The organism is Mesorhizobium sp. AD1-1, from assembly GCF_020164655.1.
Taxonomy (GTDB): domain Bacteria; phylum Pseudomonadota; class Alphaproteobacteria; order Rhizobiales; family Rhizobiaceae; genus Mesorhizobium; species Mesorhizobium ciceri.
Genome location: NZ_JAIUGP010000011.1, coordinates 112,138 through 127,664 on the forward strand (window position 1 = coordinate 112,138; position 15,527 = coordinate 127,664).

Annotated in this window: 18 protein-coding genes; 8 read left to right on the forward strand and 10 right to left on the reverse strand. The window is 61.2% G+C overall.

Annotation, left to right across the window (positions count from 1 at the left end; genetic code table 11):
- Window positions 1–16 precede the first annotated feature (16 nt).
- The gene (locus LB519_RS20755; protein ID WP_013532653.1) at window positions 17–205 is read right to left on the reverse strand and encodes a hypothetical protein; all 189 of its coding nucleotides are present in this window, start codon (window positions 203–205) and stop codon (window positions 17–19) included.
- A gap of 187 nt (window positions 206–392) precedes the next feature.
- Here LB519_RS20755 and LB519_RS20760 point away from each other — a divergent pair, with 187 nt between their 5' ends.
- Entirely contained in the window at window positions 393–1,427 is a 1,035-nt protein-coding gene (locus LB519_RS20760) for a hypothetical protein (protein ID WP_224621111.1), read from the forward strand.
- Here the strand turns inward: LB519_RS20760 and LB519_RS20765 are convergent.
- The 3 genes from LB519_RS20765 to LB519_RS20775 form a co-directional block, all read right to left on the reverse strand.
- Window positions 1,405–1,752 carry a DUF1491 family protein gene (locus LB519_RS20765; protein WP_013532655.1) on the reverse strand — a complete coding sequence of 116 codons (348 nt, stop codon included), beginning with the start codon at window positions 1,750–1,752 and terminating at the stop codon, window positions 1,405–1,407. The two genes, LB519_RS20760 and LB519_RS20765, sit on opposite strands and share 23 nt — an antisense overlap.
- Window positions 1,753–1,821: 69 nt before the next feature.
- On the reverse strand, window positions 1,822–2,619 hold the full coding sequence (locus LB519_RS20770) for a peptidoglycan-binding protein (protein WP_013532656.1): 798 nt from the start codon (window positions 2,617–2,619) through the stop codon (window positions 1,822–1,824).
- Window positions 2,594–4,327, reverse strand: a complete 1,734-nt coding sequence (locus LB519_RS20775; protein ID WP_224621029.1) for an ATP-binding protein — start codon at window positions 4,325–4,327, stop codon at window positions 2,594–2,596. The genes LB519_RS20770 and LB519_RS20775 overlap by 26 nt, the downstream gene beginning before the upstream one ends.
- Window positions 4,328–4,862: 535 nt before the next feature.
- On the opposite strand from LB519_RS20775, the gene LB519_RS20780 reads away from it, so the two are divergent.
- On the forward strand, window positions 4,863–5,216 hold the full coding sequence (locus LB519_RS20780; RefSeq protein ID WP_024505540.1) for a DUF5330 domain-containing protein: 354 nt from the start codon (window positions 4,863–4,865) through the stop codon (window positions 5,214–5,216).
- A 100-nt stretch (window positions 5,217–5,316) separates the two neighbouring features.
- Window positions 5,317–5,745 (forward strand): SufE family protein, encoded by a 429-nt coding sequence (locus LB519_RS20785; protein ID WP_027162984.1) that lies wholly within the window; start codon window positions 5,317–5,319, stop codon window positions 5,743–5,745.
- Between the two features lie 92 nt (window positions 5,746–5,837).
- Here the strand turns inward: LB519_RS20785 and LB519_RS20790 are convergent, their stop codons facing one another.
- Both LB519_RS20790 and LB519_RS20795 read right to left on the reverse strand, forming a co-directional pair.
- Window positions 5,838–6,263 (reverse strand): MucR family transcriptional regulator, encoded by a 426-nt coding sequence (locus LB519_RS20790; protein WP_013532660.1) that lies wholly within the window; start codon window positions 6,261–6,263, stop codon window positions 5,838–5,840.
- Between the two features lie 444 nt (window positions 6,264–6,707).
- Window positions 6,708–7,076 (reverse strand): hypothetical protein, encoded by a 369-nt coding sequence (locus LB519_RS20795; protein ID WP_013532661.1) that lies wholly within the window; start codon window positions 7,074–7,076, stop codon window positions 6,708–6,710.
- A 180-nt stretch (window positions 7,077–7,256) separates the two neighbouring features.
- Between LB519_RS20795 and LB519_RS20800 the strand changes: the two genes are divergently transcribed.
- From LB519_RS20800 to LB519_RS20810, 3 genes are all read left to right on the forward strand, one after another.
- Window positions 7,257–9,380, forward strand: a complete 2,124-nt coding sequence (locus tag LB519_RS20800; protein ID WP_224621031.1) for a S9 family peptidase — start codon at window positions 7,257–7,259, stop codon at window positions 9,378–9,380.
- Window positions 9,377–10,003 carry a LysE family translocator gene (locus LB519_RS20805; protein WP_224621033.1) on the forward strand — a complete coding sequence of 209 codons (627 nt, stop codon included), beginning with the start codon at window positions 9,377–9,379 and terminating at the stop codon, window positions 10,001–10,003. The genes LB519_RS20800 and LB519_RS20805 overlap by 4 nt, the downstream gene beginning before the upstream one ends.
- Window positions 10,004–10,159: 156 nt before the next feature.
- Entirely contained in the window at window positions 10,160–10,567 is a 408-nt protein-coding gene (locus tag LB519_RS20810) for an SET domain-containing protein (protein ID WP_224621034.1), read from the forward strand.
- A gap of 1 nt (window position 10,568) precedes the next feature.
- Here the strand turns inward: LB519_RS20810 and LB519_RS20815 are convergent, their stop codons facing one another.
- The 4 genes from LB519_RS20815 to LB519_RS20830 all read right to left on the reverse strand — a co-directional run bounded on the left by LB519_RS20815 (window position 10,569) and on the right by LB519_RS20830 (window position 13,707).
- Complete coding sequence (locus LB519_RS20815; RefSeq protein ID WP_224621035.1) at window positions 10,569–11,516, reverse strand: cytochrome c; 948 nt, start codon at window positions 11,514–11,516, stop codon at window positions 10,569–10,571.
- Window positions 11,517–11,525: 9 nt separating this feature from the next.
- Window positions 11,526–11,966: a c-type cytochrome gene (locus LB519_RS20820; RefSeq protein ID WP_027162990.1), complete on the reverse strand. Its 441-nt coding sequence runs from the start codon at window positions 11,964–11,966 to the stop codon at window positions 11,526–11,528.
- Window positions 11,967–12,122: 156 nt separating this feature from the next.
- Window positions 12,123–12,722: a superoxide dismutase gene (locus tag LB519_RS20825; RefSeq protein WP_013532667.1), complete on the reverse strand. Its 600-nt coding sequence runs from the start codon at window positions 12,720–12,722 to the stop codon at window positions 12,123–12,125.
- 106 nt (window positions 12,723–12,828) lie between these two features.
- Window positions 12,829–13,707, reverse strand: coding sequence for a branched-chain amino acid aminotransferase (locus LB519_RS20830; RefSeq protein WP_024505546.1), 879 nt, complete (start codon window positions 13,705–13,707; stop codon window positions 12,829–12,831).
- Between the two features lie 157 nt (window positions 13,708–13,864).
- Between LB519_RS20830 and LB519_RS20835 the strand changes: the two genes are divergently transcribed.
- Both LB519_RS20835 and LB519_RS20840 read left to right on the forward strand, forming a co-directional pair.
- Window positions 13,865–14,527 carry a haloacid dehalogenase type II gene (locus LB519_RS20835; RefSeq protein ID WP_224621036.1) on the forward strand — a complete coding sequence of 221 codons (663 nt, stop codon included), beginning with the start codon at window positions 13,865–13,867 and terminating at the stop codon, window positions 14,525–14,527.
- A gap of 170 nt (window positions 14,528–14,697) precedes the next feature.
- Window positions 14,698–15,522 carry a L,D-transpeptidase gene (locus LB519_RS20840; protein ID WP_013532670.1) on the forward strand — a complete coding sequence of 275 codons (825 nt, stop codon included), beginning with the start codon at window positions 14,698–14,700 and terminating at the stop codon, window positions 15,520–15,522.
- Window positions 15,523–15,527: the final 5 nt, after the last annotated feature.

Below are 15,527 nucleotides of genomic sequence, written 5' to 3' on the forward strand. Positions count from 1 at the left end.
CCGTGGCCGCCGAAACTCAGTGGTGCGGGACCGGCTTCGTCCCTGGCGACCCCGTCTTGTCGGGATCGACCGGCCGCACTTCGCCGGCATGCGACCGCTCATAGCGGATGCCGGGAAAGATGATCACCGCCGCCGGCATTTCGGCGGTTTGCTTTGCTCTGGTGTTTGGTGCCGTACGCGGCACGAAAGACAGTACCATGCCCATGGTTCGCGCATTCCTCTCGGTTTCCCCGGAGCACAACGCAACGCCTCCAAATGTCATTAAGGCCGGCAGAGGGTTAACGGAACGCTAACGGATCGTCGCTAACTTGATCTTTGTTCTTGGCGTTCGCGAAACCGACATAGTCCCGGTGGAGCGCGCCAAGCTTGTGTCGAGTACGGGCGTATCCTTCGTGTCATCTTCGGACTTCAGGCAAATCGCGGTACGAAAAGACTCGGGAAAGGCCGAAAGGCTGTTCCGCGCCGCGGTGTCGGCGTTCTGCTCGCTCACCCGCCCTTCACGCCGCGAGATCGGCCAGCTCGAAGACCTGACGCTGCCGCTGTTCAATGACGTGTCCGTCGAATCCCGCCGTTACGTGGCAGCCGCCCTTTCCGAATGCGAATACGCACCCGCCGCCCTGGTGCGCCGTCTTTGCGAGGAACCGGTCGACATTGCCGCGCCGTTGCTCATCCGCTCACGCGCCGTCAGCGACATCGATCTCATCGCCCTGATCGGGCGACATGGCCTGCCGCATGCGCGTGCCATTGCGCGCCGCAAGGGCTTGAACCCGACCATTGCTGACCTGATCAGGGCCCTCGAGAGGCCAACCCTGGTGCGCGCGCCGGACCCGGATGCGAACGCCGCTGGGGCAGACAAGATCGCGCCAGCGAGCGCGGATACCGCCTCCGGCGAGCCAGCCCGGGAACAGACACTCGGCATCGCGGCCGAGAATGCACGGCGCAGGCTGCGCTCGATGATGCGCACCGGCGACGAGAAGACAGCGACCGCCGAGCCTTTCAAGGGCGCCGACACCTATATGAAATTGCGCGAGACAGCGCTGACGGGAAACGCCGCGTTCTTCCAGACCGCGCTCGCCGATGCGCTCGACATCGATTTCGAGATCGCGCGATCGCTCACCGCCAACCAGAATTATGCCTCGCTGCTTGTCGCCTTGCGCTCGCTCGACCTCAGCGAAGACAGGGCCTTCCTGGTCACGGTTGCCGTCTATCCCAGCCAGTTCCCGCACCCGCAGGCTATCCGGACTTTCCTCGACCGCTACCGGCTGCTGCATCGCGAGGCGGCCCAGGACAAGATGCGGTCGTGGAGAGCGGAAATCCTTTCAAGGGTGGTTCGCGGCGCAGCACCTGCCAACAGCGATACACGCACCGCTTCGAACAGCGACGATGCGGCGGCTTCTTCCGGCCTCAGGGCGTCTTCACGGAAATAAGCTCCTCGACGGGCACGGCACCGGCCTCGATTTCGACCACCCAGATGTCGGGATCGAATTTTTTCTCCCGTTCCAGCCTGGCTTCGAGCACCGCGGGATCGTCACCAGCTCCGAGCAGAGTGAAAAACCGGTCGTCGGGCTTGGCCGAATCATAGCTTGTCTGCGGCGCCGGCCCGAACAGGGCAACCTCACCCAGCCTGCCCCGCGCCAGCACGAACACAGCGCCGGCCTCGGTCGCGCCACGCTTGACCACGGCGGCAAATCCACCGGCGCCGAAAATCCGGCGCAACAGGGCCGAAACCCACAGATCCGATGTGACGCGCATGAGAGAGCTCCCGAAACTGCCGGTTCTCTATCGATATTTCCGCCGCTCGGCGAGCCGTCGTTTCGGCCGTCAGTTGGTCAGGCCGATCTCGCGCATCTTGACGTAGACGATCTCATCGGGCTCGCCGGTCTGCGGCAGCCCGAACAGCGACTGGAATTCCTTGATCGCCGCCTTCGTGCGCGCGCCGACGACACCATCCAGCTGCATGTCGTCATTGCCGAACGCCTTGAGCCCGGCCTGGATCTTGACGATGCGGGCATCGGGCGCTTGCGTCGCGGCATCCGCCTGCCCGGAATTTGTCTGTCCCGAACCTGTCTGCAAAGACACCGGAACGGCGGCCGGCATATCCGGGCGCGGCTGCGGTCTGGGCACGACGGAAGCTGTCTTCGGCGTCGCGCCCAGTTGATCGAGCAGAAGCGCGTCGATCTCGCCGGACGTATTGAGCCCGACCTTCTGCTGATAGTCCTGGATGGCCTTGCGGGTGTTGGGTCCGGAAATGCCGTCGACCGTCCCGGAATAGAAATCGAGATCCTTCAATATGCCTTGCACCTGCTCGACAACCGGATCGCCCTTGATCGGTGCCGGCGCGCCGGATGGCCGCACGATGTTGAATGTCGTCTCCGGTTCGTCGGGCGTCGCGTGCGGAAAGCCCGCAATGCTGCGGGTCGCAAAAAATGCGCCGGCATGCGGGAAAGGTTGGTACCACAAGGCATTTGCGGAGACATAGAACAGCGTCACCAGGAACGCCGTCGAGCCGCCCACCAGGACAGGATTGCGCGAGATCATGCCGCCGACGGCGACAGCGCCGTCCTGAAAGGCATTGCTGCGGCGCTTGACCGCCTTAGCCGGTTTTGCGGAGCGAGCCATCTCTGTCCCCTTTCGCCATCGCCACAGGCATGGTCAGCACGCCGGTCTTCTCCGCCTGATGTCCCTTCGGTCCGTTCACCGGCAGGCTGATGGTCACCGTGGTGCCCTCGCCTGGCATGCTTTCGATGGACATCGTGCCCTCGTGCAGCGCCACCAGGCCCTTGACCAGTGAAAGGCCAAGACCAGTCCCCTCGAAACGGCGCGTATAGTCGTTCTGGATCTGCATGAAGGGCTTGCCGAGATTGGCGAAATCCTCCTCGGCGATGCCGATGCCGGTGTCCCTGACCCAGAAATGCAGGCGCGAACCGATCCGCTTGGCGCCGACGACGACGTCGCCGCCGTCGGGAGTGAACTTGATCGCGTTGGAGACCAGGTTGATGAGCATCTGCTGCACGGCGCGCTGATCGGCATTGATGTCGCCGGCGTCCGGCGCGATCTGCGCCTGCAGATCGATGTTCTTGGCGTGCGCCTGCAGTTGCATCATCGACTGGCACATGTCGACCGCTTCCGCGAACCGGAACGGCTCGGGTTCGGTCGCATAGACGCCCGATTCAATCCTGGACACGTCGAGTATCGAGGTTACGACGGCGAGCAGATGCTGGCCCGAATCCCGTACCAAGCCGACATATTCTTTCTGGCGCGGATCCTTGAAGGCGCCGAACATCTCATGCAGCAGCATATCCGAGAAGCCGATAATGGCATTTAACGGCGTGCGCAGTTCGTGGCTGACCACCGCCAAGAAGCGTCCCTTCGCCACCTCGGCGGACGCGGCCGCCTCATTGGCTGCCGCCAGATCCTCGCGCAACCGGGCGATCTCGTCATTCTGCCTCAGGACGAACGTAAAGACATCACCCTGTTCCTCACCACGCACGAGATCAAGCGAGAACGGCCGGTAATTGTCGGCCGTCAGGCCATTGCCATTCTGAGGCAGCCGGATGCGCAATTCGAGCCGGCGCGACAGTGCGCCGTCGCGCATGTCGGCCATTGCGCTGAGATAGGAAACGCGATCCGACAGATGGACGCGATCGAAGAGGCCGTTTCCGGACAGCAGTTCGGGCGGCAGTTTCAAAAGCGTGCGCGCTTTTGGCGACGCGTCCAGGACCTCGCCATGACGGGCGACGCGCAAGACCACCGCATCGATGATGTCTTCGAGCCGGTCGGCAGTGTCGAGCACATCAGCCGCATCGGCCGTGTTTTGAAATGCCGATGCGCGCGGGATCAGTGTGAGCGTCCAGGCCAACGGCACCAACCAGTGCCACGCCGCGATCTGCGCTCCTGCGAACGGGAATACGGTTCCAGCCAAAGGCTGAGCCAAGATGGCTACAGCGGCCGACACGGCTCCCCACAGTGCCGCGCGCCGCGAAGCGCCGATCCACCAGGCTTCAAAAGGCAGCGCCACGACAAGCATGGCGACAGGCGAACTCAGCCCGCCCGCGGCGGCAATGAGACTGCCGAGAGAAATGCCGGCCAGCACCAGGGCGACCCAACTCGCTATCGCCATCTTGCCGGTCGCCGCTACCAGCAAGGCGACGAACCAGCACAGGCCAAAGGCGGCGAAGATGGCGGCCATGGTGACGGCGACGCCCATGCCTGAAGTAACCAGCGTGACCGCGGCACCGGCGACAAAGAAAGGAGCGGCGAGCATGACGCCGATAAAGCGGCGCTGGCGCTCGCGGTCGCTCCGCCCAAGGATGGACGGATGGACCATACGTTCGCAACCGGCCGAAATCGCGCCAGGCAATTCAACGTATCTGGCCTTGATTGAACTCAACTCAACGCACTCGCACTTGTCGTGGACAGCTCTGCTTTGCAGATGGTTCTGGTTGGCTTTGAAACTCGCATCCAGCGTTTAAGGAATGGATAAGGCAGGGCCGACCAGGGCCCGGCCTGCGGCAAATATCGGGATGCCGGCGGCCGAAAGCACGGACAAATGCAGCCATAGTAAACGGAGAGTTATCCGCCGACTGCACCCATCGGCCGGGCGCACTCGGCACCTGGACTTCCCTATTTCAAGAAAAACACAGGGAAATCATGGGGATATATGGTTATTTGTTGTTAAGGAAAATTGCTCGGATTTGAGACAAGTCGATTGCAGAACGGTTCGTTTCGAATTTGCCTAAAATTTGAGGAAAATTCTCTCTTTGCCCGCAAGCCGTCCTTTGCGCCTGTGTGCCAAAATCCTGCCTACAAAAGAGGTCATGCCATATGGATGCATGATCCGGTCACGACGAGAGGGCAAGGGCATGGTCTTCCTCATAAGAATGGCTTTCTGGTTTTCGCTGGTGCTGCTGGCGCTGCCATTGAGTGTCGGCCCCGATGAAGCGGGGCATGAAAGCGTCGGACCGATCCAGGCCTTGTTTGCGGCACGCGAAGCGGTTGGCGATATCGCCGGCATTTGCGAACGCAAACCCGATGTCTGCGAGACCGGCAAGTCGGCGATGCACACCATTACCGCCCGCGCCAAGGAGACCGCCAAGATCGCGGCAGCGATGATGGACGACAAGTCCGCCGCCGGCCCCGACACGTCGACGATGACCGGCAGCCTGCCCGAAGGAATCGTCTTGCCCGAGACCGTCAACCTGCCGCCTCAGAATTAAGCCGTTTCGACGGCGCACCGCGGACTGTCTGCCCTCTCGACGCCCGCGGTGTCCTTGTTTTTTCCGTGACGCGGAGCCGCCGCGTGACTATATCCCAGACATGACCACCACGATCCAGACGATCCGCGACGACTTCTCGTTCCTCGAGGAATGGGAAGACCGCTATCGCTATGTCATCGAACTCGGCGAGGCGTTGCCGCCGTTTCCGGACGAGCAGCGCAGCCCCGCCAACAAGGTGCCGGGATGCGTCAGCCAGGTCTGGCTGACCACTGAACGCGGAGCTGGAGCCGATCCTGTCATCACCTTCACCGGCGATTCGGACGCTCATATCGTGCGTGGGCTGGTCGCGATCATGCTGGCGCTGTTTTCCGGCAGGACCGCCAGCGAAATCCAGAAGACCGATGCGGAAGCGACATTGAAAGAACTCGGCCTCGACGAACATCTGTCGCCGCAGCGCGCCAACGGCCTTCGCTCGATGGTCAAGCGCATCAAGCGCGACGCCGAGGCAGCGCTGAAGCAGACCGCCTGACGCTTCCCGACCCGATCCGCGCGTCGCGGCTCGCAAAAATCAAACGGCGCCTGAAGGCGCCGTTGATGTCGATCCGATCTGGCTGGCAGCGATTACCGCGCTTTGCGCTTGCGGCCGAGACCCATCTTCTTGGCGAGCTGGGACCGGGCAGCTGCATAGTTGGGTGCAACCATCGGATAGGTCGGGTCGAGGTTCCACTTTTCGCGATACTGGTCCGGCGTCAGGTCATAGTGGGTCATCAGGTGGCGCTTCAGCGACTTGAACTTCTTGCCGTCTTCAAGGCAGACGATGTAGTCGTCATGAACCGACCGCTTCGGGTTGACCGCCGGCTTCTGCTTGTCGGCAGGCGGCTGTTCGGCGGTTCCGCCCACACGCCCGAGTGCGGCATGGACATCGGATATCAGGTTCGGCAGTTCGCCGACCGGCACGGGATTGTTGCTGACATAGGCGGCCACCACATCGGCGGTCAATTCGATCAGCGCATCGCTGTTTCTGGAAGGTGTTTCGACAATATCCATGGTCTTCGGTCCCCAACAAGAGTTACATCGATCTGCGCCCTTTTTTACAAGCAGGGCATCGCACGAATTTTGTGCAGGTAGAGTTTCTACGATTCGTGTCGCGGGCACATCAATGAGCGTGCAGACCAAGTAAGTCAATTCACCCCTCGCGCTATATTGAACGATATTGATCAAATGTTCCGCGATCAGCTTCAATCTTTCGTGCATTGTGTAATTTATCGATATTTCGCGTTCCCGTCGGCGGCAGCTGACGCAACGTCAGATCGCCGTTACATTCGTGGCAACTCACGAAACGGGTTTTAATGTTTGATCTTGCTTGGCTATCGCTCGAGAAATATTGGTTGTTCGCATTTGCCCACAAAACCACAGGTTGCCGTGGTCATACACAAGCAATCAGGCGACATGCCAGTCATCCGACCGATCGGCTGATTGCTGCCGCGTCAATCAATGCGGGATGATGTATTTGCCATAGGCCCAGCCGGTGACGAAATTGCCGTTCTGGACCGGATCATGCCAGACTTCGCACCAGCGATAGCGAATCTTTTGTGCCTGCTTCCATGCCGGCTGGTTGGCGATGTCGAGCAGGTTTATTCCGCCGGTGCATCGCCCGGTCATCTGCAGAACGGTACCGTTCGGATATCCCGCCTGCTTTTGGGATGTGCCCGAAGGGTATTTGCGTACATTGAGCGTGTCGCCGAACGGGACATTGGCCACTTGCCAAGCCGCGAATACGGTCGCATGAGACTGGCCGGCAAAGCCCAGAGTTAGCGAAGCAACGGCGAAAGCCGCAGCAGTCCGAGACCAAATAGTCATCATCTCTCCTCCCGGCTCATCTCCTGGAGCCGACACAACCCATACGCTCCGGCTCTTGAACCTGCCCTGATCGGCGTGTTCATTTGCCATTCAAGATATTTCTCCATTCGAGATGGCCCTTCAAGATACTGGCCCATTGAAGATACTGGCCCATTGAAGATACTGGCAAAGCGAGACGCAATGACAAAGACATCCATATTTCCGATCGTCAGCCCGCCAACGCCCGAGAAGCGGCCGGTTTCCGACACGCATCACGGCATCACGCGAACCGACGACTATGCCTGGCTGCGGGCCGATAACTGGCAGGAGATGTTCCGCGACCCGTCATTGCTCGATGCGGGGATCCGCGCAGAACTCGAGGCGGAGAATGCCTACCAGTCGAAGCTGATGGCCGATACGGTCGAACTGCAAAAGCAGCTTTTCAAGGAGATGAAGGGCCGTATCAAGGAAGACGATTCTTCCGTGCCGATGAAGGATGGGCCCTATGCCTACGGCTCGTCCTTTAAACTTGGTGGCGAGCAGCCGCGCTATTTCCGCATGTCGCGCGACGGCGGCGCCGAGCATATCCTGCTCGATGGCGATGCGGAGGCCGCGGGCAAGGCCTATTTCCGTCTTGGCGGTGTGGACCATTCGGCCGACCACGCCAAGCTGCTATGGGCATTCGACGACAAGGGCTCCGAATTCTACACGCTTCGCGTGCGTGACCTTGCCGATGGCAAAGAGCTTGCCGACCAGATCCCCGACACCGGCGGTTCAGGCGTCTGGAACGCAGGCAATGACGGCTTCTTCTACACGCGTCTCGATCCCAACCATCGCCCGTCCAAGGTACTGTTCCATGCGCTGGGCGACAGCCCGGACAGCGACCGGCTGATCTATGAGGAAACCGATCCCGGCTTCTTCATGAATGTCGACGGCACCCGCAACAACGAATGGATCATGATCGGCATCAACGATCACGAGACTTCGGAATACCGCCTGATGCGCGCCGACGATCCGTCTGCCGAACCGAAACTGGTGTCGCCGCGCGAGGTTGGCCTTCAATACGAGCTGGAAGAAGGCGGCGATATCTTCTTCATCCTGACCAATGCCGACGGCGCCAAGGACTTCAAGATCATGACGGCGCCGGCGAGCGATCCCGTGCGCGCCAACTGGCAGGAACTGGTGCCGCACGAGCCCGGCCGGCTGATCCTGTCGGTGATCGGCTTCAGGGACCACATGGTCCGGCTCGAACGCAAGGAAGGCCTGCCGCGCATTGTGGTGCGCGACCGTATCAGCGGCGAGGAGCATCTTCTGTCCCTCGATGAGGAGGCCTTCTCGCTCGGCCTGTCGGGTTCCTATGAGTACGACACCGAGATCATGCGCTTTTCCTACTCGTCGATGACGACGCCCGCGCAGGTGTTCGACTATAACATGCGCACCCGCGAGCGGGTGCTGCTGAAGGCCCAGGAAGTGCCGTCCGGCCATGATGCGGACCATTATGTCACGCGGCGGCTGATGGCGCCGGCCAGCGATGGCGAACTGGTGCCGATCTCGCTTTTGCATCATCGCGACACGCCGCTGGACGGATCCGCACCTTGCCTGCTTTACGGCTACGGCTCCTATGGCATCACCGTGCCGGCCGCCTTCAACACCAACTGGTTCTCGCTGGTCGACCGCGGCTTTGTCTTCGCCATTGCTCACGTTCGCGGCGGCAAGGACAAGGGCTATGGCTGGTACGATGACGGCAAGCGGGAGAACAAGATGAACACGTTCACCGATTTCATCGCCGTCGCGCGCCATCTGGTCACGGAGCGTTACACGGCGCATGACCGTATCGTCGCGCAAGGCGGTTCGGCCGGCGGCATGCTGATGGGTGCCGTCGCCAACATGGCGCCGGATTGTTTTGGCGGCGTCGTCGCCGAGGTTCCTTTCGTCGATGTGCTCACCACCATGCTCGATGCGACCCTGCCACTGACGCCGCCGGAATGGCCCGAATGGGGCAACCCGATCGCGTCCGCCGACGACTATCGGACGATCGCTGCCTATTCGCCCTATGACAATGTCTCTGATCACGACTATCCGCCGATCCTGGCGCTGGCCGGTCTCACCGATCCGCGCGTCACCTATTGGGAACCGGCCAAATGGGTGGCCCGGCTGCGCGACCGCAAGAGCGGCGACAATCCGGTTCTGTTCAAGATCAACATGGATTCCGGCCATGCCGGCGCTTCCGGCCGGTTTTCGCGGCTGGAAGAGATCGCCTACACCTATTCCTTCGCGCTGAAAGTGATGGGCAAGGCGCAGCTTACGGGAGCAACCAACCAATGATCGACCTGACCACCCTGATCGCCTACATCGCGGTCGTGCTCGGCTTCGTCTTCATTCCAGGCCCCGCCACCCTGCTGACGATCGCCCGGGCAACGAGTTCCGGAACCAAGGTCGGCATCGCGACGGGCGCCGGGATCGCTGCCGGCGACGTCTTTCATACCGTCATGGCCATGATCGGCATCTCGGCGATCATCGCCGCGTCGGCGACGCTGTTCAGCGTCATCAAGTACATCGGCGCGGCCTACCTGGTTTATCTCGGCATTCGCGCGATCATCGAGAAAACACCGGCCAACCCGGCGGCCGGTGCGCTCGCGATCTCCGCCGGCAAGGCGTTTCGACAGGCTGTCCTGACCGAAGTGCTCAACCCCAAGACCGCTCTGTTCTTCCTCGCTTTTCTGCCTCAGTTCGTGCGGCCTGAAAACGGATCGGTGATGCTTCAGATGACCGTGTTGGGGGTCATCTTCGTCATACTGGGCCTTTTCAGCACGGTCGTCTTTGCCGTGAGCGCTGGCCGGCTCGGCACGTTCCTGCGCCGAAATCCGTCGGTGTTGCGATTGCAGGGCAAAGTTGTCGGCGGCATCTACTGCGCTTTGGGCGTCCGTCTGGCGCTGCAGCAACGCTGACTCTGGACGATAATCGACGCACCCTTTCCAGAGGGCTGGGTGTCAGGACTTTTTGAAGCTCCCGTCGCTCATTTTCACTCGCAATTGCGACGACCGCGCGCTACCCAGTGCGCGGCTTTTCCGGCCTGACAGCCTCCAATCGCGTAAAGGTTCATTATGCTGCTCGTCGACGTCTATCTCGACAAATCACCCATCCAGGGAATCGGCGTCTTTGCCAAGAACCACATTCCTCGCGGTACTCTGATCTGGAAGTTAGACCCAAGGTTCGATCGGCTCATCGAGGTCGAGACTTATGAGCGGGCGGCCGGCCCGGTGAAGAGCTATCTCGACCGCTACTCCTATCCTGACCGCCGCGATCCGAACTACATCGTCTTCGAAGCCGACGACGCGCGCTACATGAACCATGCCGACGAGCCTAATTGCGACGTCTCCTCACCCGAGGAGAGTTTTGCGCTGCGCGACATCGCGCCTGGCGAAGAGTTGACCTGCAACTACAACCATTTCTTCGAAACGGGCTTCGATTTTCTCGGTGACCGCCACCTGTCATCCGCAGACTCGGTCTAGACTAGTTCGCCCTCTTGCGGGCCGGATAGCCGTTTGGATGCGCGGGTATCGCCTTGAGATAGGCGGCGATGGCAGCACGGTCCTGCGGCGCCAGCTCGGCCATGTTTCGCTGCACGTCGACCATGGCGCCGCCGACGGAATCAAAATCGGGCGTGAAGCCGGTTTCGAGGTAGTTGACGATGTCGGCTTCCGACCAATCGCCTATACCGCCCTCGCCCGATGTGATGTTCGGCACGACGCCGCTGCCTTCGGCAGCCACCGCACCGGCCAGCCACACGTTCTTTTTCGTACCACCTGCGAGGTCGCGCGGCGTGTGGCATTCGCCGCAATGGCCCGGCCCCTCGACCAGATAGCGGCCGGCCATGACCGGATCGGGCGTGCCAGCGGGAAATGGAACGACCGGCTGGTCGCTAAGATAGAGCAATTTCCACAGGCCGATGCCGCGACGAATGTTGAAGGGAAAACCGAGCGAATTTGCAGGCGCCTTGCCGGCGACGGCCGGCAGCGTCTTGAGGAAGGCATAGAGATCGCCAATATCGGCCGGATTCATGCGCGCGTAGGACGCATAGGGAAACGCCGGATAGAAGTGTCGGCCCGAAGGCGACACGCCCTTCAGCATGGCATTGGCGAGGTCCTCGACCGACCATGCGCCGATGCCGTCCTTGGCGTCTTGCGAAATGTTGGGCGGCACGAAGGTTCCGAACGGCGTCTTGAGCTCGAGACCGCCCACGAGTTGAAGCCGCGCATCGCCCTGTGAGCCCGGCTTTGCATGGCAGGATGTACAACCGCCGGCATAAAAAATGCGCTTGCCCCTGGCTGCGTCGCCAGGACCGAGCTTGGCCAGGGTCTCCCTGTCGAGCCTCACCGGCGCCGACCCGACCCACCCGGCAACCGCGCCGACGCCGCCGAGGATGACGATGGCGCCGACGAGTTTCTTTAGCCAGGACATCGCCCGCTATCAGCCTTTTTTCACCCGGTAGGTCTGGTGGCAGGTGCCACAATCGGAGCCGATGGCGCCGAATTGCGCCTTCAACGCATCAACGTCGGCAGGAGCGGCAGCGGCCGCGGCCTTGACGTCGGCGACATATTTGGCGTTGGTGGCCTTGAAGCCGGCCATGTCTTCCCAGATCTTCGGCGACGCAGTGGTATCGCCGCCCGTGTCGCTGCCCGCCGGAAACAGCGCGTCTACGTCGACTTTCTCGGCATTCGCATGCAGCGCCTGCAGCGCCGTCAGCACCGCGGCGGCATCAAACGGCTCCTCGCCCTTGACCACTTTCGACAGGCCGCCGACGATCTTTCCACGTTCCTTCATCAGTGCCTGCCGGTCGAGGATCGGGTCGGCAAAGGCCGCCGAAGCCGCGAGTGCGAGCACAGAGATGGCGATAACAAGCTTTCTCATTCAATTGGCTCCATGATGAAGGCATTTCGGGACAGGACGTCAACGGATGCTACAGAGGGAAAATTCCCTTCCCCCTGATGATTTTTGCCGGACCTTTGCTCTTGCGGGACGCAGAAAAGAAAAGCCCCGGGTGATACCGGGGCTTCTGGAAATCGATCACTTCGCCTTTTCGTACAATTCCAGGACATGGTCCCAGTTGATCAGGCTGTCGACGAACGCCTCGAGATATTTCGGCCGGGCGTTGCGGTAGTCGATGTAGTAGGAGTGCTCCCAGACATCGACGCCGAGGATCGGCGACGCGCCATGGACGAGCGGGTTTTCGCCGTTCGGTGTCTTGGAGATCGCCAGCTTGCCATCCTTGACCGAGACCCAGGCCCAGCCGGAGCCGAACTGTGTCGTGCCAGCGGCAATGAAGTCGGCCTTGAACTTGTCGTAGCCGCCGAGATCGCTATCGACTGCCTTCTGCAAGGCGCCCGGCAGCTTGTTGCCGCCGCCGCCTTTCTTCATCCACTTCCAGAAATGGATGTGGTTGTAATGCTGGGCGGCATTGTTGAAGAGGCCGGCATTCTTGCCGAACGACTGCTTGACCACCTCTTCGACCGACAGATCGCCCAAGCCGGCCTCGGCGGCGAGTTTGTTGCCGTTATCGACATACGCCTTGTGGTGCTTGTCGTGGTGATATTCCAGCGTCTCTTTCGACATGTAAGGCTGCAAGGCCTCATAGTCGTAAGGCAGAGCGGGCAATTCAAAGGCCATGGATAGTACTCCCTCGTGGAAAAATCCGGTGTCGATACCGGAGTAAGATAGGTCTGGAATGGGTTGGGACAACTCCGGATGAAGCGTCGATCGCCTTTTTATCCGCTCAAACAGCAGAAGTCGAATGCGCCCAATCCCAATAGAGTTCGCGCGCTTTTTTGGCCACCGGCCCGGGTTGCAGATTGCGATCCTCGATGCGCGTGATCGGCACCACCTTGGAATGGTTCCCGGTCGAAAAAATTTCGTCTGCTTCGAGGAAATCGCGCACCGACAGCGTCTTTTCCGTGGTCCTGAAGCCATATTCGCCGAGCAGCGCTATCGTGCGCGAGCGGGTGATGCCGGACAGGAAGGTGCCGTTCGGCGCAGGCGTAAAGACGTGGCCGTCCTTGACCAGGAAGATGTTCGAGGTTCCGGTCTCGGCGACGTTGCCCAGCATATCGAGCACCATTGCGTTGTCGAATCCGCGCATCTTGGCTTCGAGAATGGCCCTACCGTTGTTGGGGTAAAGGCAGCCGGCCTTGGCGTTGGTCGGCATGGTTTCAATGGTCGGACGCCGGAACGGCGACACGGTCACCGAAAAGCCAGTCGCCGGAATCATCGGTGATTCATAGAGGCAAAGGCAAAAGCGCGTCGAGGCGGGATCGGCCGGCACGCCCATATAGCCGCCATGCTCGGCCCAGTACATCGGCCTGATATAGACCGCCGTCTTGCCGTCGAACTTCTTCAACCCATCCCATGTCAGCCCGACGATCTTGTCGGCGCTCATGTTCGGCTTCAAGCCGAGCGCAATCGCCGAGGAATTCACCCTGGCTGCGTGGAAGTCGAGATCCGGCGCCACGCCTTCGAACCAGCGGCCGCCGTCAAAGACGCTGGTGCCGAGCCACATGGCGTGGCTGCGCGGCCCCAGAATGGCGACGTTGCCTTCGTGCCAATCACCGTCGACGAAAGTCCATGTCGTGGATTGCGCCGCAGCCGCCAGTGTCATCATCTCGTCCCGTCTCAATCGGTCTCGTGTGACAGCCATTGGAAGATGCTTTGGCGGGCGCCGTCAACCGGCATCATGGAGTTTTGTTGAGGCCAGTGCCGGGGCGCAATGCAATCAAAGCTTGCACCTTGTCGCGCCTGCCCTCAAAACTGCTGTCATGCAATACGCCGCCTATGTCTTCGACGCCTATGGCACGCTGTTCGACGTGCATGCCGCCGTACGCCGTCATGCCGACCGGATCGGGCCGGACGGCCAATTGCTGTCCGAGATCTGGCGCGCCAAACAGCTCGAATATTCCTGGGTGCGCACGCTGATGGGCGCCTATGCCGATTTCTGGCAACTGACCGAACAGGCGCTCGATTTCGCCTTGCGCAAGGTTCCCTCGGCCGACGCCGGTCTCAAGGCGATATTGCTGGATGCCTATTGGCGGCTCGATTGCTATCCGGAAGTGCCGGCCGTGCTCAAGGCGCTCAAGGCTTCGGGAGCGAGGCTGGCGATCCTGTCCAACGGCTCGCCCGAAATGCTGCAGGCGGCGGTCAAATCCGCCGCGCTTGACCAGGTTCTGGACGATATCTATTCCGTCGATACGGTGCGGCGCTTCAAGACCGATCCGGCGGTCTACGACATGGTCGCCACCGGCTGGCGCCTCTACCCCGGCGCGGTTTCCTTCCAGTCGTCCAATCGCTGGGACATTGCAGGCGCCACCAAATTCGGCTTTCGCACGGTGTGGATCAACCGCTCCAACCAGCCCGAAGAATACCGGGACTTCCCACCGGCCCTGATCCTGCCGTCGCTCGAAGCCCTTGTGCCCGGCAGCTAAGAGACCTGTGTCTCTGGCGCCACAGTAGCAGCCTGGTCACAGCTTCGCCTTTCTTTGCCCACGTTCGGGCCAGAATCGGAACCGCCTATCGCCCCAGGTGTTGTCAGGCACCCGCGTAACTGTCGGCGAATTCACGCTTTGTTGCGATTTGAGACTTAAAGAAGGCAACCATGTCCATAACCGAAATCGAATCTTTTCGCCTGAGCCGTCGCGGCTTTCTCAATGCCGCAGCCCTGGGCGCCGCTTCGATCGCGGTTTCCGCATGCGCCACCACCGGGCCGGGTCCGGTCGAGCCGCCGCCACCAACCTATGTCGAGCCGCCTCTGGCGGACTATGTGACGATGTATGCAGCAGTCAGCGACGGCGGCTTCGATTTGCCGGCCATCCCAGTCGACAAGATCGATCCGCAATTCCTGCGTCAGATCGTTCCCGACCCGACGGGACAGAAGCCGGGAACCATAGTCGTCGATACGACCGGCCACTTCCTTTATCTGGTTCGTCCAGGCGGTCAGGCGATACGCTACGGTGTCGGCCTTGGCCGCGCCGGCTTCGAATGGTCCGGCGACGCCGTCGTTCAGTGGAAGCAGAAATGGCCAAAATGGACGCCGCCGGACGAAATGATAGCCCGCCAGCCGGAACTGAAACCCTACAGCGCCGACAATGGCGGCATGCCCGGCGGCCTGAAGAACCCGCTCGGTGCACGCGCGCTCTATCTGTTCCAGGGCAATGTCGACACGCTCTACCGTCTGCACGGCTCGCCGGAGTGGCGCTCGATCGGCAAGTCGGTGTCGTCAGGCTGCGTGCGTCTGATGAACCAGGACATTATCGACCTCTATGATCGCGTGCCCTCGAAGACGCCGGTCATCGTGACCAGCGACGCCAGCCAACCCATGGTGGCGACGGCCAACCGACAGGCGATCCCGATCGATGCCGGCGTGCCGGACGGTTCGGTGCTGCTTGGACCGGTCAAGGCGATCACGAATTCGATTTTCTGAGCTGA

Coding starts and splice junctions, on each gene's coding strand:
- LB519_RS20755 (WP_013532653.1), bottom strand. CDS start 205: ATGGGCATGGTACTGTCTTTCGTGCCGCGTACGGCACCAAACACCAGA.
- LB519_RS20765 (WP_013532655.1), bottom strand. CDS start 1,752: ATGCGCGTCACATCGGATCTGTGGGTTTCGGCCCTGTTGCGCCGGATT.
- LB519_RS20770 (WP_013532656.1), bottom strand. CDS start 2,619: ATGGCTCGCTCCGCAAAACCGGCTAAGGCGGTCAAGCGCCGCAGCAAT.
- LB519_RS20775 (WP_224621029.1), bottom strand. CDS start 4,327: ATGGTCCATCCGTCCATCCTTGGGCGGAGCGACCGCGAGCGCCAGCGC.
- LB519_RS20780 (WP_024505540.1), top strand. CDS start 4,863: ATGGTCTTCCTCATAAGAATGGCTTTCTGGTTTTCGCTGGTGCTGCTG.
- LB519_RS20785 (WP_027162984.1), top strand. CDS start 5,317: ATGACCACCACGATCCAGACGATCCGCGACGACTTCTCGTTCCTCGAG.
- LB519_RS20790 (WP_013532660.1), bottom strand. CDS start 6,263: ATGGATATTGTCGAAACACCTTCCAGAAACAGCGATGCGCTGATCGAA.
- LB519_RS20795 (WP_013532661.1), bottom strand. CDS start 7,076: ATGACTATTTGGTCTCGGACTGCTGCGGCTTTCGCCGTTGCTTCGCTA.
- LB519_RS20800 (WP_224621031.1), top strand. CDS start 7,257: ATGACAAAGACATCCATATTTCCGATCGTCAGCCCGCCAACGCCCGAG.
- LB519_RS20805 (WP_224621033.1), top strand. CDS start 9,377: ATGATCGACCTGACCACCCTGATCGCCTACATCGCGGTCGTGCTCGGC.
- LB519_RS20810 (WP_224621034.1), top strand. CDS start 10,160: ATGCTGCTCGTCGACGTCTATCTCGACAAATCACCCATCCAGGGAATC.
- LB519_RS20815 (WP_224621035.1), bottom strand. CDS start 11,516: ATGTCCTGGCTAAAGAAACTCGTCGGCGCCATCGTCATCCTCGGCGGC.
- LB519_RS20820 (WP_027162990.1), bottom strand. CDS start 11,966: ATGAGAAAGCTTGTTATCGCCATCTCTGTGCTCGCACTCGCGGCTTCG.
- LB519_RS20825 (WP_013532667.1), bottom strand. CDS start 12,722: ATGGCCTTTGAATTGCCCGCTCTGCCTTACGACTATGAGGCCTTGCAG.
- LB519_RS20830 (WP_024505546.1), bottom strand. CDS start 13,707: ATGACACTGGCGGCTGCGGCGCAATCCACGACATGGACTTTCGTCGAC.
- LB519_RS20835 (WP_224621036.1), top strand. CDS start 13,865: ATGCAATACGCCGCCTATGTCTTCGACGCCTATGGCACGCTGTTCGAC.
- LB519_RS20840 (WP_013532670.1), top strand. CDS start 14,698: ATGTCCATAACCGAAATCGAATCTTTTCGCCTGAGCCGTCGCGGCTTT.